Raw genomic sequence first — 15,447 nt, forward strand, 5'->3', positions numbered from 1 at the left:
AGGGCCGCGCCGACACGGGACCTCCACCACCGACCCACACCACCACCAGCCCGAAACCACACACCACCAACCCCACGAAAAACCGCACCAGCCGAGGGCCGCGCCGACACGGGACCTCCACCACCGACCCACACCACCACCTGGCCGGGGAACCAGCACGGCCCACGCCTGCGAAGAGCCGATGGCCTTGAAGGCTCCTCCCCCTCCCCGGTGCCGCTGACGCGGGATTGGCCTTGCCCCCACATGACACTGCGGCCCGGCAGAGCCGTGCGAGGCTCCGGCACCGTCCCTCACGTCCAGGAGCCGGTGGGGCAGGGGGCCGGGGCTGGGGCGATACGGTGCAAGGGTGAGCACCTCTGCGTTCGACACGGCGATCACCCAGGCTCGCGACCTGCTCAGGTGGCGTTCACCGCTGCGGACCGAGCTCTGGGCGGCCAGGCTCACGGCCGAGCTCGAGGGCTCGGGCCAGGTGGAGGAGTTCCTGCGGCGGGCCACTGAGGACGGCGGGATGGAGGCCCGGCTCGCTTTGGCCGCCCTCGCCGCGGTCAACCGCCCCGCTACTGCGCCCGGTGTGACGCCCGCCCCTGCCCCCGGTGAGACACCCCTCCCTGCCCCCGGTGAAACACCCGCCCCTGCCGCCGGTGAGACACCCGCCCCTGCGCCGGGTGAAGATTCCGCCCTTGCCCCGGGTGCAGATTCCGCCTCTGGTCCGGGTGAGCATTCCGCTCCTGGCTCGGTCGTCGGTGACGAGGGCGGAGCCGCGTCCCTGTCAGGCGGCGCATCCGGGGACTCGCCCCCTTCCGAAGGCGCAACCGAAGGTCCGGCCGCTCCGGGTGAGACGGCCGAGGGCACGGGCGCGGCAGGCGGCGGGCACGACGAGGCTACGCCGGGGAGTGCGGACGAGCGGCCGGCGGAGGCGGACGGAGGAGCCGAGGGCGCCCGGGCTGCGGGGAGCGTGTACGCAGCAGCCGGGGACGGCGTGCTGGACAGCCTGGCCGGGTGGGTGCGGCGGATGGGGCGGGTACGCTGCGACGGCGGCTGGTACGGCAAGGCCGACCCCTACGGCGAGCAGGTCCTGGCGGTGCTGTCGTTCCGGTACGAGAACGGCAAGGAGCCGCACATCCTCGTCGTCGGCATCGACCAGCCGAGCGGCGGCCTGGCGGTGGACGCGCTGGTGGAGGAGGCGAAGTTCCTCGACGAGCTGGATCTGCGGCCGACGCCTCCCGAGAGCGTGGCGAAGCGTGTCCTTGACGCGTTCGAGCTGACCGACCGCGTTATGGGGGCTCGGGTCGCCGACACCTTGCCGGGGGTTCGGCCGTTCGCGATCACCCGGGCTCGTACCGTACTGGCCCGGACCTCTCACGACACCGGTCCGGCGGGCTCGCAACAGGAGCCATCCGCTGAGGCTCGGCTTGAGGGGCTGGACGTGTCGGGGCCTGGGGTGCGCGAGGCGTTCGACGTGCTGATGGAGTTCGTGGGCGAGCGGACGCTGTGGTGGAGCCCGGCGCGGGTGTCGCAGTTCCTGACGCAGTGGCTGCCACGGGAGGCCATCCTGTCGGAGGCGGCGATCGAGGCGATGCCCGAGGTGGTGCGGGCCTGGACGATGCGTCAGGGCGGCCATCCTGACGTGTTGCGGCAGATCGACCGCGATGCGCCGCGCCTGCCCGGCCTTATGGCGGACGACTCGCTGGCCTCGCTCAACAAGCGCCTGTCGATGGCCGCCAAGGACCGCTGATCGGCCACCCACCGCTCCCGGATCCGCCACTTCGGGCTGTTCATCCGGGCCGCGCCATCCGCTTCGTCGGTGCCGTTCAAGCGGTCTGTCCGCCGTACGGCGGGTGAGCGAGGCGGTCCTAGAAGGCGTAGCGGATGCGGCAGTACGGCAGGCGGGTGCCGATGAGGTCGGTGAGTGCGGCGACGTAGCGGCCCTTGTGGCCGGTGCGGTAGCGGACGTTCCAGCCGCCGGTCTGCGACCGCTTGGCCTGCTGCAGCTCCGGCCGCCACAGCACCTCTTCCGCCTTGGGGTGCCAGCCGAGGTTGACCTCGTGCAGCCGGTCGTTGTGGGTCAGGAAGATCACCTCGGCGGCGAGCTGCGCGCGGGCCTCGGGGCTGAGGGCGTCGTCGAGCTGGGCGAGCAGTTCGGCCCAGTCGTCGAGCCATCCGTCGCGTACGACGACGGGGCTGAAGTTGACGTGCACCTCGTAACCGGCGGCCACGAAGTCGTTGATGGCCTCCATTCTGGCGGCGACCGGCGAGGTGCGGATGTCGAGCAGCTTGGAGTCGGCCATCGGCATGAGGCTGAAGCGGATCCTGGTACCGCCGCGCGGGTCCCAATCGAGCAGGTCGCGGTTGACGTACTTGGTGGCGAAGCTGGCCTTGGCGTTGGGGAGGCGGCCGAACAGATCCACCAGGTCGCGTACGTTCTCGGAGATCGTGGCGTCGACCGAGCAGTCGGAGTTCTCGCCGATGTCGTAGACCCAGTCGCGCGGATCGACCTGGTCGGGCTCGGGTTTGACGCCCTGCCGCCCGGCGTGGCGTTCGAGGTAGCCGAGGATCTTGTCGATGTTGGCGAAGACGGTGATGGGGTTGCTGTAGCCCTTGCGGCGCGGCACGTAGCAGTAGGCGCAGGCCATCGCGCAGCCGTTGGCGGTGGACGGCGCGATGAAGTCGGACGAGCGGCCGTTGGGCCGGGCGGTGAGCGATTTCTTGATGCCGAGCACGAGCGACTCGGTCTTGATGCGGACCCAGCGGCTGACGTTGGTCTCGTCGCCGTACAGCTCGGGGATGCGGTGATGGCTTTCGACCTCGATCAGTTCGGCTCCGGGGAAGCGGGCGAGGATCTCCTGCCCGCGCGGTAGCTCGGCTGCGGCCGGTTCGAGGTAAATGCGCCGGATATCCAGCAAAGAGTTACTGATCGTGATTGCCATATCACGTCCAGGCTACCGGCCGGTCCCCGATGGACGGGCACGTGGCTCTCAGGTGTTCTGCCAGGTCACGGCAGGGATGTGAGAGCGGGCGGCGGCCACACGGGCGCGGCGGGCGGTCGCGGCCGACAAGGCACGGCGGGCGGTCGCGGCCGACAAGGCGCGGCGGGCGGTCGCGGTGCTAGGCGGGCTGGTCGGCGGGGCAGACGTACGCGGTTCTGGAGGCGATCTGGCAGGTCGCCACGGAGGTGCCGCAGCGGCGGCAGTGCTCGCGCTTGTAGACCCAGCGCTCGTCGGGCGCGTCGGGATCGCTCACCACCTGCCCCGCATCGCGCCCCAGCACCATGTACGACCGCGCCGCCTCCCACAGCCGCCCGGCCGTGGCGGCGTCCACGTCGCGGGCGCCCGGATGCAGGCCGATGAGGAACAGCAGCTCGGCCCGCCAGGCGTTGCCGACGCCCGCCCACACCTTCTGGTCGAGCACGGCCGCCCCCACCGGCCCGCGGAACCCGGTCAGCCGCCGCACCGCCTCCTCCGGCGAGGCGTCGTCGCGCAGCGGGTCGGGGCCGAGCGAGGCGCGCAGCGCGTCCACGCCGTCCGGGTCGAGCTGCTCGCACAGGGAGGGAGCGATGAGGTCGTACGCGACGTCGTCCGTGGCCAGCCGCAGCCGGGTGCCCGCCTTGGGCGGGGTGGCGGGGTCGGCGTAGCGCAGGAAGATGCCGCGCATGCCGAGGTGCACGTGGACGGCGGGCGCGTCGTCGAAGTGGTAGAGCAGGTGCTTGCCCAGCGCCTCGACCGAGCGCAGCGCGCGACCGTCGTACGGCCTGGCGTCGAAGCGCCCCTGCGGCCCGGCCGCGCGCAGGACACGCCCGCCCAGGTCGGCGTGCTGCTCCCGCGCGTGGCGGTGGATCAGATGTCCTTCCGGCATGCAAGGCCTCTACCCCGATGCCGGCCCCGCCGCGCCCCACAGGCGCGCGAGTTGGGCCTCGGCGCTCGACAGCAGCATGTCGAGTGCCGTCGGGTACGCGCTGTCGTTCATCCTCGCCACCAGCAGCGGCGCGGTGGCGGCGATGTGGGGGTGGGTCTCGGCGGGCAGCCGCGCGTACGTCTCCCGCCAGACCTCCTCGTCGGCCTCGCGGGCGGCAGGAGGCAGGGCGAGGGTGGCGGCGTCGAGGATGGAGAACGCCAGGCTCTGGTCGATGAAGGCGTGATAAATCCGGACAGCGTCCTCATCCGGAAAGCCCCCGTTCCGCAGGATCCCGAGGATCATCTCGTCACCCGCCACCTCGTTGGGCCGCCCGGTCACCCGGCTCGCGGTCAGCAGCGCCGCCTGAGGGTGCGCCAGGTACGAGTGGTGGATGCGCAGGCCCAGCTCGCGCAGGTCGGCCCGCCAGTCGCCGGTGGGCGCAAAGCCGCTCATGGCGTGCCCGAACAGCTCGTCGGCGATGGCGAGCACCAGGTCGTCCATGCCACGGAAGTACCGGTAGATGGTGCTCGCGTCAGCGCCGAGCGCCAGCCCGAGGCGGCGCGCGGTGAGCCCGGCGGCGCCGTGCTCGCGCAGCATGCGCAGCGCGGTCTCGACGATGAGCCCGTGCGTGAGCACCTGCCCCTGCTTGGTGGGACGCCGCCGTCGTCGCGCGCTCTCGGACACCACCCGCTTGGCCATCGCGGTCACGCTCCTTATGCCAACGCCATTGACGTTGTCCAGCGTACGGACATTGGATAGCGACACAACCCCTAAAACACTGCTAAAAGGGGACTTATCGCCATGCGTATCCTTCTCGTGGGCGCCGGCGGTGTGGGCACCGCCATCACCCGGATCGCCGCCCGCCGCCCGTTCTTCGACCACATGGTGGTCGCCGACTACGACCTCCCCCGCGCCAAGGCCGCCGTCGCCGCGCTCGGCGACCGCGCCGGGAGGTTCACCCCGGTCAGGGTGGACGCCGCCGACACCCGCGCCGTCACCGCGCTGCTCACCGAGCACCGCTGCGACGTGCTGCTCAACGCCACCGACCCGCGTTACGTGCTGCCCCTGTTCGACGCCGCGCTCGCCGCCGGTGCCGATTACCTCGACATGGCCATGTCGATGTCCAAGCCGCACCCGGAGCGCCCGTACGAGGAGGTGGGCGTCAAGCTGGGCGACGAGCAGTTCGCCAGGGCGGCGGAGTGGGCCGAGCGCGGCAGGCTGGCGCTGGTGGGCATGGGGGTGGAGCCCGGCCTCGCCGACGTGTTCGCTCGTTACGCGGCCGATGAGCTGTTCGACGAGATCGAGGAGATCGGCGTCAGGGACGGCGGCAACCTGACCGTCGAGGGCTACGAGTTCGCGCCCTCGTTCTCGATCTGGACCACGATCGAGGAGTGCCTGAACCCGCCGCTGATCTACGAGAAGGACCGCGGCTGGTACACCACGGAGCCGTTCAGCGAGCCCGAGATCTTCGACTTCCCCGACGGGATCGGCCCCGTGGAGTGCGTGAACGTCGAGCACGAGGAGGTCGTGCTGGTGCCGCGGTGGATCCCGGCGCGGCGGGTGACGTTCAAGTACGGCCTGGGCGAGGAGTTCATCGGCGCGCTGAAGACGCTGCACGCGATCGGCGTGGACCGCACGGAGCCGGTGGCGGTGCGGACCGGCCGGGGCACGGTCGAGGTGTCGCCCCGCGACGTGGTCGCCGCCGTACTGCCCGACCCGGCCGAGCTGGGCGATCGCATGCACGGCAAGACCTGCGCGGGCACGTGGGTGAAGGGCGTCAAGGACGGGCGGCCCCGCGAGGTGTACCTGTACCACGTGGTGGACAACCAGTGGTCGATGCGCGAGTACGGCTCGCAGGCGGTCGTCTGGCAGACCGCGGTCAACCCGGTGATCGCCCTGGAGCTGCTGGCCGAGCGGGTCTGGAAGGGCGCGGGCGTGCTGGGGCCCGAGGCGTTCGACGCGCGGCCGTTCCTGGATCTGCTGGTCGCGTACGGCTCACCGTGGGGCATGCGCGAGCAGTGAGGGGGTCGGACGAGAGCACCCGAACAGGACGTTGGATCATAAAGGTGCCTCGACCCGTACCTGGGAGGAAGACCTCTTGAGCATCGCCGACGACCCCGATCGCGCACCTGCCCGCTCCCACCTGTACGCCATGGGCCTGTCGGAGGAGGAGATGCGCCGCCCTGTGGTCGGCATCGCCTCCACCTGGACCGGCACCATGCCCTGCAACCTGAACCACCGCGACCTCGCCGCCCACGTGGCCGAGGGCGTGCGGGCGGCGGGCGGGCTGCCCATGGAGTTCAACACGATCGCCGTCTCCGACAACCTCACCATGCACACCCCCGGCATGCGCACGTCGCTGATCAGCCGCGAGGTGATCGCCGACTCGATCGAGCTGATGGGCCGGGCGCACCAGTTCGACGCGCTGGTGGCCATCGTGGGCTGTGACAAGACCGTGCCGGCCGCGATCATGGCGCTGGCCCGGCTGGACGTGCCGTCAGTGGTCCTCTACAGCGGCAGCATGATGCCGGGCCGCTGGCGGGGCAAGGATGTGACGATCCAGGACATGTGGGAGGCGCTCGGCGAGCGCGAGGTGGGCCGCCTCGACCAGTCCGAGCTCGACGACCTGGCCAAGCACGCCTGCCCCGGCGCGGGCACCTGCGCCGCCCAGTACACCGCCAACACCATGGGCGCGGTCGCCGACTTCCTCGGCCTCGCGCCGTTCGGGGTGGGCGACATCCCGGCGGTGGCGGAGGAGAAGAACGCGGCGGCCCGCCGGATCGGCGAGATCGCCATGGACGCGCTGGCCCGCGACGCCCGCCCCTCGAAGGTGCTCACCGCCGACGCGCTGCACAACGCGATCGTCTCGGTGGCGGCCATGGGCGGCTCCACGAACGCGGTGCTGCACCTGCTGGCCATCGCCCGCGAGGCGGGGCTGCCGCTGGAGATCGACCGCATCGGCGAGGTCTGCCGCGAGGTGCCCATCATCACCGGGCTCAAGCCGAGCGGCGGCGACCACACGGCGCTCGACCTGTGGCGGGCGGGCGGCACGTCGCTGGTGGTGCGCCGGCTGCTGGAGGCCGGGCTGCTGCGCGAGAACGTCACGCTGGTGGACGGCCGCACGCTGGCCGAGGTGGCGGCATCCGCCGAGGAGACGCCGGGCCAGCAGGTGGTGGCGAGCGCGGACAAGCCGTTCAAGAAGCGCGGCGCGCTGGCCATCCTGCGCGGCTCGCTCGCGCCGGACGGGGCCGTGCTCAAGCTGGGCGGCAAGGACGACTTCCGGCACGAGGGCCCGGCCAAGGTGTTCGACTCGGAGAACGACTGCTACGTCGCCATCCAGGAGGGCCGCATCGTGCCTGGCGACGTCATCGTGGTCAGGTACGAGGGCCCGGCTGGCGGCCCGGGCATGCGCGAGATGCTGTCGATCACCGGGCCGCTGGTCGGCCGGGGGCTCGGCAACTCCGTGGCGCTGGTGACCGACGGCCGCTTCAGCGGCGTCTCGCACGGCCTGGTGATCGGGCACGTGGCGCCGGAGGCGTACCACGGCGGGCCCATCGCGCTGGTGCGCGACGGCGACACGGTGGTGATCGACAGCGCGGCCGGCACGCTCGACCTGCTGGTGCCCGAGGACGAGCTGGCCCGCCGCCGCGCCGAGTGGCGACGTCCCGAGCGTGAGGTCGAGCGCGGCGTGCTCGCGAAGTACGTCGCCACGGTCCACTCGGCCTCCGACGGCGCGGTCACCGTCTGAGCTCGGTCCGCCCGGCCTCCGACGGCGCGGTCACCGTCTGAGCTCAGGGTTCGATCGAAGGGGCACGCGGACGCCCCTGTGACCGGGCAGCGGCCGGGGACGGCTATGCTGCGCAGTGACGTTTCGCGTGCCCTCACCTGAATGGAGACCTGCTCGATGATGAAGGAATTCGCCGTCGAGGTCGTGATGTGGCTTGTCCCGGTCGTGGTGCTGATCGGCGTGGCGCTCCTCGTCACCACCTGAAAAACGGGCGAGTCCCTGAAAGACGCCTGAGGCGTCAGGCCCGGATGCGCGGCTTCCTCGATGCGACTCTGGGCCTGCCCGCCGCTCGGCGCGAACCTCGAAACGCCGGACTGTGCGCACCTGAAAAAGCCGCACTGCGCGCACCTGAAGACGCCGCTCTGCGGGACCTTCAGAACCGCTCGACCGGCCGCCCGGCCTGAGCCCTCAGGGCCCGGCAGGGGTCAGTCCGTGAACGGCGGCGAGTCCGCCGCTTCGCTGAGCTCGGCGATGGCCAGCTCGGCCGTGCTGCGGATGTCGAAGAACTTGTCCAGCGCCGTGATGGCGAACAGGTGCTTGCACCGGCCGTTGAGCCCCGACAGCAGCAGCCGCCCGCCGGAGGCGGTGACGGCTTTGTGCAGGTAGACCAGCACCGACAGGCCCGAGGAGTCACAGACGCTCACGGCCTGCATGTCGATGACGAGCAGCGGCGGCTGGGTGAGATCGAGGGCCTTGGTCACGCGGTCGCGGACCTCGGCGGCAGAACCGAAGTCGAAGTCCCCTGTCAACCGCGCGATGACGCAGGGTCCTTGGAGTCCGAGGCTTATCGACAAGGCCTGCTCCGAAGTCACCCAGTTCCACCTACCCGCGTCGCTCTCCCGATCCAACCACTCTATGAGAAGTAGCGCTTCGGGTTGAACACCAGCATCTGCTCAATCTGGTCGTCGGTCACACCAGAGTCCCGCAGTGCGGCCAAGACATCGTCGTGAATGTGATCGTAGCGCCAGTTCGGCGCCACCGCGTCGCGGGTCTCTTCCCATGAGCCGCCGAAATAGTCCATGAAGCAGGCCGTGTCGTGGCTGAGGACCATGCGGTCGGCGTAGCCGCGGGCGGCGAGCGCCGCGATCGTGGCCACGCGTTGCGCGGTCGGGTTGTACAGGTCGAGGCCGAAGCGGTCCATCCCGAGGGTGGCGCCGGTGTCGGCCAGGCGCATGAGGTAGTCGAGGTCGTTGCTGTCGCCGGCGTGCCCGACGACCACCTTGCTCAGGTCCACGCCCTCCTTGGCGAACAGGTCGAGCGCGAGCAGCCCGCTGCGGGCGCCCGCGTTGGTGTGCACGGTGATCGGCGCCCCCGTACGCAGGTGCGCCTGTGCCACGGCCCGGCAGATGCGCTCGACGCCGGGCGTGAGCCCCTTGGCCTCGACCACGCACTTGAGGAAGGCCGCCTTCACCCCGGTGCCGGCGATGCCCTCGGTGAGGTCGCGCACGAAGTCGTCGATCATGGGGTCGGGGCAGTCGATGAGCAGGCCGGGTCCACGGTGCTCGTACTGGTGCGGCACCTCGTCGTAGAAGTAGAGGCCCGTGGCGGCGATGATGTTGAGCTCCGGCACCTGATCGGCGACGCGCTTGACGCGCGGGATGTTCCTGCCGAGGCCCCACACGGTCGGGTCGGCGAGCGTGCGCACGCCTTTGGCCGCCAGCGCGCGCAGCTTGGCGACCGCGTCCGCCACCCGGGCCTCCTCGTCCCACCACGCTCCCTTGCCGTAGTTGTCCACGTGTTCTGCGGCGAGCACGAACACGTGCTCGTGCATCAGGGTCTGTCCGAGTGAATCGACGTCGACGGGGCCGCGAAGCGTCTCGACGGTGGGCACGGAGCACCTCCATACCGGTTGGTCGGCCGGCCGCCAACGTAAGCCCGGCGATGAAGATCGTCAAACCCCTCGGCGCGGGAACAGCGGGCGCGGCTTGGCCAGCCGGTCGCCGCCGACCGCCGCCGCCACCCGCCGCGCCGCCGTCGGCAGGAACGGCTCGAGCTGCACGGCCAGCTCCCGGCACGCGCCGACCAGCCGGCCCAGCGACACCTCCTGCGCGGCGCGCGGCTGCGCCCAGGGGCGGGCGCTCTCGACGTACCGGTTGGCCTCCTCGACGATGCGCCACACCTCAAGGGCCGCCCTGCGGAAGTCGAAGTCGGCGAGCGCCTCGTCGACCGAGACCTCGACCAGCGGCTCGTCCTGCGGCGGCACGTGGCCGTCGAGGAAGCGGTGCACCATGGTCGCGACCCTGCTGACCAGGTTGCCGAGGCCGTTGGCGAGGTCCTCGTCCGCTCTGGCGCGCAGCCGTTCCTCGGTGAAGTCCGCGTCGCCGACGCGCGGCACCTCGCGCAGCAGCCACCAGCGCACGGCGTCGGTCCCGTACGCCTCCACCAGCGCCACCGGATCGGCCCCGTTGCCCGCCGATTTGCTGATCTTCCGGCCGCCGGCCGTGATGTAGTCGTGCACGAAGATGGCGGTGGGCAGCGGCCGCCCCGCCGACAGCAGCATGGCCGGCCAGTAGACCGCGTGGAAGCGGATCACGCCTTTGCCCACGATGTGCACCTTGTCCTTCTCGTGCACCCACCACCGCTCGTACGCGCCGGGCTCGTCCAGCGCCGTCACGTAGTTGGCGAGGGCGTCCCACCAGACGTAGATGACCTGGCCGGGGTCGCCGGGCACGGGGATGCCCCAGCCGCGGGCGCGGGCGGCCGAGCGGGAGACGCTGATGTCGGCCAGCCCCGCCGAGACGAACGCGAGCACCTCGTTGCGCCGGGCTGCGGGCTCGATGCGCAGCCGGCCGCTGGTGATGAGGTCGAGCAGCGCGTCCTGGTAGCGGGAGAGCCGGAAGAACCAGTTCTGTTCCGACACCTTCTGCAGCGGCTCTGCGTGCCCGTCGGGACAGGGGCCCTCCTGGTAGAACTGCTCGCAGCCCACGCAGTAGAGCCCCTCGTAGTGCCGCCGGTAGAGGTCGTGCTCGGTGGCCCGCCAGATCTCCTCGACGCCCGCGCGGTGCGCGGGGTGCGCGCTGGTCCTGATGAAGGAGTCGAACGACACGTCGAGCGGCCCGCGCAGCGCCTCGAACGCGGCGGCGTTGCGATCGACCAGCTCGCGCACCGGCACGCCTTCCGCCTCGGCGGCCAGCACGTTCTTCAGCGAGTTGTCGTCGGTGCCGGTCTGGAACCGCACGGGCTCGCCGCGCCGCCTGTGGTGCCTGGCCAGCACGTCGGCCTGGACGAGCTCCAGCGCGTGCCCGAGGTGCGGGCGGGCGTTGACGTAGGGGATGGTGGTCGTGACGTACATCGGATGCCTCCGGAAAGCGGGGCCCCGGACACGACGAGAGGCCCCGGATAGCAGGGCCTCAACGTGGACGTGCCTATGGAAGCCCCCTAAGGGGCCATCATTCGGCGGCACGTCGTGATCATGTGGATAGCTTACGCCATGGGCGCGTCCGCTTTCACGCGTCTTTCCGGGGACCCGGGACGATTTCACGCGTCTTTCCGGGGACCCGGGACGATTTCACGCGTCTTTCCGGGGACCCGGGACGACCAGCACGGGCCGGTGCGCGTGGTGCAGCACCCGGTCGGACGTGCTGCCGAGCAGCAGCGAGCGCACCCCGCCCAGCCCTCTGGTGCCGGTCACGATGAGGGAGGCGTCCAGTTCGTCCGCCACGTCCACGATGGTCGACCAGACCGCCACGGAGTCCACGTCGCATCTGGGGGTGGCCTCGAGCCCGGCCTCGCGGGCCAGCTCGGCCCCCTGCCTGGCCAGGTCGCTCATCGCCTCCCCGATCGCCTCGTCCTCGGCGCCCGACTGGTCGATCGTCACCATGAGACCGGCCGACGCCCTGGCCGAGGTCATCGCCAGCCGCTCCCACACGGTCAGCACCACGGCGTGCTCGCCGGGGAACATCCGCCCCGTGAACTGGATGGCGGCCTTGGCGTCGTCGGACCCGTCGTACGCGATCAGAATCGTCATCTCGTCAGCTCCTCGGGAGGTAGGTCAGGGCCTCCCTCTTTCCGGGAGCGCGGCGTTCACGCCTGCCGATTCGATCTTTCTACGCGAGCCGCCCCCGAGAGCCTTCTACGCGAGCTTCCCCGCGAGGGCCGGCACCCGGCGGGCCGACGGCTTGAGCATCGTCAGCCCGGCCAGCGCCAGCACCCCGAGCTCCGTGACGACCACGACGCGCTGGGTCAGCCCGGCGGGGATGTCGTCGTTGGACAGCGGGATGCCGAACATGCGCACCACGTACGGGACGACGACCAGGACCAGCGCGCCCACGGCGATCATGCTGAGCGCCCGCAGCGCCTTGGCGTAGCGGACCTTCGCCCTGGCCAGCAGCAGCCCGGCGAGCGGCATCATGACGAACGCGGCGAAAGCGGCGTAGCGGTGGATGCCGCCCGACAGCGACAGCGGCACGCCGGGCCGGTCGGTCGGGAACGCGCCCACCAGGAACATGCTCGCCGCCCACCCCAGCAGCAGGACGACGACCCAGCGGTTCGCCCCCGCCCGGCGCAGCGCCTCCGCGATCAGCAGGGCGCCCACGGTGAACAGGGTCAGCGACGTGGGCAGCAGCCAGCCGGCGGACTGCCACACGTACTCGCTGATCACGGCGTGCATCGGGTCGAGGTTCGAGCCGGCGTGCAGGGTGAGCATCGCGCCGCTGCCGGCGCCGATGGCCGCTAATCCGCTGACAAGCAATCCCTTCATGCCTCCAAGCTCGCGGAACGCGGGCTCGGCGAACATCGGAGATGGGCCCGAAACCGCCCTGAAGGATCCCTTAATACCTTGGGCTGACACGACTCTGGATGTGGGCTCTGACCTGCGGTTTCCCGACCCTGGGTAGGGTCATCCCCCTCAGGGTGCCGGGGGCGTCCCGACCCCTGTCGGGGGCTCAGGTGGTGAGGTCGAAGTAGGCGCGGACGGTGGTGGCGCCTGGGCGGGTGTGGATGCGGACGAGGTCGCTCAGCAGGTTGACGATCAGCAGGCCGCGCGAGCCCGCCTGGCGCGGATCGACCGGGCGGCGGCCCGCCAGCGGGTCGGTGATGTGGCCGCTGTCGCTGACCTCGCACACCAGCCGGCCGTCCGCCTGCCAGACGCGCAGCAGCCCGGAGCCGCCGCCGTGGTCGAGGCTGTTGGCGCCGAGCTCGGCCACGGTGAGCCGGATGTCGTCGAGCCGGTCGCCCGCGATCCCCCGCGCCGCGGCCTCGTCGGCGGCCAGGGCCCGCGCGGCGGACAGGTTGCCGCGGTCGAAGCGCAGCGAGACGCAGCTCTCGGGCTCGTCGAGCGGCCGGTTGTGGCCCTCGACGACCTGCTCGGGCGCGTCGCCGGCGCTGGCTCGCTCCCCGGAGGCGTCGCGCAGCACGGGGTGGGTGCGCGCGACCTCGCCGATGACCTCGTCGCCGAGCGCTTCCACGTCGTACGGGCACATGATCGTCGCCGGCCGCCCCGCGAACGCCAGGTTGATCAGCGCCTCGTGCTGCGCGCAGGCCGGATATTCGGCGGGCGTGCGGCCCGGCCAGACCGGCTCGCCGATGATCCGCACGTGGCGGCCGGGATGCGCGTCGGCGAAGCCGTGCAGCACGGCGGGGATGATGCGGCCGGGATTGCGGCCCGCCTCGGTCATGTCGAGCATGAGCACGTCGCGGGCGGCGGAGCCGAGCGCGTCCCGGATCAGCGCGAGACGCGCGCCGGGCACGGCCACCGCGACGGGGTCGCCGGCGGCCAGGCCCTCGGTCACGAAGGCCGTGGTGGCAGCCGCGTATTCCCGGTCACTTCGATACAGGAGTGCGGGATGGTGGAACGGGTCTGCCGGCATCAAGCCATCAGGCTACCGAAGGTTGGTGTCATCACCGCACTTCGTTGGGTACCTCATGGGTGTGAAGAGAGTTCAGATCGTTCAGCGCCCCCGTCCGGCGAACCGTCCCTTGCCCCTCGATCTCCGCACCCCTTCCGGCCGGAAACTCCCCTTCTGAAGCGAATTCATGCTCGGGACATGCCGGATTCGCGCATGCGCGCATGTACGGCGGGCTCACCGTGAGCTATCCGCGCAAGCGCCGGTTCACCCACTGATGGAAGAGCGAGATGTGGTGCTCGCTCGGCACGAGCACCCCGCCGTCGCGGTAGGCCCGTGACGACATGCCGGGCTGGGTGCGCTCGCACGCCTCGAAGTCCTGCTCGTTGACCCGGTGGAACAGCTCGACCGACAGTGAGACGTCGGCGCCGGACTCGATCACCTCGGGGTGGTAGAGCCAGTCGCACTCGACCACCGTCCGGTCCACGGCCAGCGGGAACATGCGGTGCAGGATCACGTGGTCGGGCACCAGGTTGATGAACACCTGCGGCTTGACGGTGATCGCGTAGTAGCGGCGGTCCTGCTCGGGCGTCACATCGGGCAGCTTGCCGAAGCCGGGGCTGCCGTCCACGGTGAACCCCTCGACCCGCTCGGCGAACTCGGCGCCGTGGCCGACGTAGTACTGCGCCGCGTAGCCGCCGGCGAACTCCGGGAGGACGGCGGTCAGCTCCGGGTGGATGGTGGCGCAGTGGTAGCACTCCATGAAGTTCTCGACGAGGAGCTTCCAGTTGGCCTTGACGTCGTAGACGATGCGGCGGCCGAGCGCGAGGTCCTCGACGTGGTAGTGCTCGATGGCGGCGGGGTCTCCGAGGCGTTCCGTGGCGGCGTGGGTGACGGTGTCCTCGAAGGAGGGCGGCTCGGCGGCCAGGCAGACCCAGGCGTATCCGAGCCATTCGCGCAGGTGGACGGGGATCATGCCGTACGCGACCCGGTCGATGTCCGGCATCTTGACCAGGTTGGGCGCGGCGGCGAGCCGGCCGTCCAGGTCGTAGGACCAGGCGTGGTAGGCGCACCTGATCGTCCTTTTGACCTCGCCGGCGTCCTCAAGGCATAAGCGCGCGCCGCGGTGCCGGCAGACGTTGAGGAAGGCGCGCAGGCGGTCGTCGCGGCCGCGTACCACGATGACGCTCTCGCGGCCGACCTGGACGGTCCTGAACGCGCCCGGCTTGGCCAGATCGGCGGATCTGACCGCGCAGAACCAGAGGCTCTCGAAGATCTTCTCCTGCTCCTCGGCGAACGCCTCGGGGTCGGTGTAGGCGCTTCCTGGAAGCGTGGGGATCAAACTCGACGTGGTGGTCAACCGGCACCCCTTGTTGCGTATTACGCACCGAGTTGCTCTATATGCGACATAGTCAGGCGGGCTCAGAGGGCTGTCAAGAGGTAGCTGCTGTAGCGGCGCAGCAACGCGGTGTAGACGCGCGTCATGAGCCCGTCGGGCAGCAGTCCGGCGATCGGCCGCTGCATGTCGGTGGCCTCGGTGGCGGCCAGCCTGGCGGGCCTGCGCACCACCTTCGACCTGGCCCGCTCGTACGCCCGCAGGTCCCCGATCGACCGGGTGAGCAGCCAGGCGTCCTCGAGCGCCTGATTGGCCCCCTGCGCCATGGTGGGCGGCATGGTATGGGCCGCGTCGCCGGCCAGCGTGGCCGGCCCCTCCCCCACACGCTGGGGATCGGCTGGCGGTAATGCGGGAAGAAGCCGGCGTCCTCGATCGTCGCCAGCACGGCCGGCACCGGCTCGGCCCAGCCGCCGAACCGCTCCCGCAGCCGCCCGACCACATCCGGGTCATCGGCCCAGAACGGCCGCCCCGGCGCCGACCTGACGTCGAACCACCACAGCAGGCGGCCCCTGCCCGCCGGGATCAGTCCGCACAGCCCGTTCCGCCCGGCGATCATCACCGCCCTGCGCGACTCGGTCAGCGGAGTCGGC

14 protein-coding genes are annotated in these 15,447 nt (G+C 71.1%); 3 read left to right on the top strand and 11 right to left on the bottom strand.

Translation table 11 applies throughout. The annotated features are described in order from the left end of the window. The first annotated feature begins 955 nt into the window (after positions 1–955). Complete coding sequence (locus ACFMQL_RS06105; RefSeq protein ID WP_364058315.1) at positions 956–1,735, top strand: hypothetical protein; 780 nt, start codon at positions 956–958, stop codon at positions 1,733–1,735. Positions 1,736–1,853: 118 nt separating this feature from the next. Here ACFMQL_RS06105 and ACFMQL_RS06110 read toward each other — a convergent pair whose 3' ends face one another. The 3 genes from ACFMQL_RS06110 to ACFMQL_RS06120 all read right to left on the bottom strand — a co-directional run bounded on the left by ACFMQL_RS06110 (position 1,854) and on the right by ACFMQL_RS06120 (position 4,590). Further along, positions 1,854–2,903, bottom strand: a complete 1,050-nt coding sequence (locus ACFMQL_RS06110) for a spore photoproduct lyase family protein (RefSeq protein ID WP_378784881.1) — start codon at positions 2,901–2,903, stop codon at positions 1,854–1,856. A gap of 202 nt (positions 2,904–3,105) precedes the next feature. Beyond that, the gene (locus ACFMQL_RS06115; protein ID WP_364058321.1) at positions 3,106–3,852 is read right to left on the bottom strand and encodes a DNA-formamidopyrimidine glycosylase family protein; all 747 of its coding nucleotides are present in this window, start codon (positions 3,850–3,852) and stop codon (positions 3,106–3,108) included. A gap of 9 nt (positions 3,853–3,861) precedes the next feature. After that, on the bottom strand, positions 3,862–4,590 hold the full coding sequence (locus tag ACFMQL_RS06120) for a TetR/AcrR family transcriptional regulator (RefSeq protein ID WP_378790140.1): 729 nt from the start codon (positions 4,588–4,590) through the stop codon (positions 3,862–3,864). A gap of 102 nt (positions 4,591–4,692) precedes the next feature. On the opposite strand from ACFMQL_RS06120, the gene ACFMQL_RS06125 reads away from it, so the two are divergent. Next, positions 4,693–5,913, top strand: coding sequence for a saccharopine dehydrogenase C-terminal domain-containing protein (locus tag ACFMQL_RS06125; RefSeq protein WP_364058324.1), 1,221 nt, complete (start codon positions 4,693–4,695; stop codon positions 5,911–5,913). 76 nt (positions 5,914–5,989) lie between these two features. Further along, a complete protein-coding gene (ilvD, locus tag ACFMQL_RS06130) occupies positions 5,990–7,639 on the top strand; it encodes a dihydroxy-acid dehydratase (protein WP_364058327.1) in 1,650 nt (549 codons plus the stop codon). 464 nt (positions 7,640–8,103) lie between these two features. Here ilvD and ACFMQL_RS06135 read toward each other — a convergent pair whose 3' ends face one another. The 8 genes from ACFMQL_RS06135 to ACFMQL_RS06170 all read right to left on the bottom strand — a co-directional run bounded on the left by ACFMQL_RS06135 (position 8,104) and on the right by ACFMQL_RS06170 (position 15,135). Next, a complete protein-coding gene (locus ACFMQL_RS06135) occupies positions 8,104–8,490 on the bottom strand; it encodes an STAS domain-containing protein (RefSeq protein ID WP_364058330.1) in 387 nt (128 codons plus the stop codon). Between the two features lie 41 nt (positions 8,491–8,531). Further along, positions 8,532–9,509, bottom strand: coding sequence for a phosphotriesterase-related protein (locus ACFMQL_RS06140; protein WP_364058333.1), 978 nt, complete (start codon positions 9,507–9,509; stop codon positions 8,532–8,534). Positions 9,510–9,569: 60 nt separating this feature from the next. Beyond that, a complete protein-coding gene (locus ACFMQL_RS06145) occupies positions 9,570–10,970 on the bottom strand; it encodes a methionine--tRNA ligase (protein WP_364058336.1) in 1,401 nt (466 codons plus the stop codon). Between the two features lie 216 nt (positions 10,971–11,186). Then, a complete protein-coding gene (locus ACFMQL_RS06150; RefSeq protein ID WP_364058339.1) occupies positions 11,187–11,645 on the bottom strand; it encodes a universal stress protein in 459 nt (152 codons plus the stop codon). 105 nt (positions 11,646–11,750) lie between these two features. After that, positions 11,751–12,377: a DUF998 domain-containing protein gene (locus ACFMQL_RS06155; RefSeq protein ID WP_364058342.1), complete on the bottom strand. Its 627-nt coding sequence runs from the start codon at positions 12,375–12,377 to the stop codon at positions 11,751–11,753. 184 nt (positions 12,378–12,561) lie between these two features. Further along, a complete protein-coding gene (locus ACFMQL_RS06160; protein ID WP_378790141.1) occupies positions 12,562–13,485 on the bottom strand; it encodes an anti-sigma factor RsbA family regulatory protein in 924 nt (307 codons plus the stop codon). A 223-nt stretch (positions 13,486–13,708) separates the two neighbouring features. Then, the gene (locus tag ACFMQL_RS06165; protein ID WP_364058345.1) at positions 13,709–14,803 is read right to left on the bottom strand and encodes an aromatic ring-hydroxylating dioxygenase subunit alpha; all 1,095 of its coding nucleotides are present in this window, start codon (positions 14,801–14,803) and stop codon (positions 13,709–13,711) included. 80 nt (positions 14,804–14,883) lie between these two features. Then, a complete protein-coding gene (locus tag ACFMQL_RS06170) occupies positions 14,884–15,135 on the bottom strand; it encodes a hypothetical protein (protein ID WP_378784885.1) in 252 nt (83 codons plus the stop codon). Between the last annotated feature and the right edge of the window lie 312 nt (positions 15,136–15,447).

This window comes from Nonomuraea fastidiosa, assembly GCF_042751225.1.
Taxonomy (GTDB): Bacteria; Actinomycetota; Actinomycetes; order Streptosporangiales; family Streptosporangiaceae; genus Nonomuraea; species Nonomuraea fastidiosa.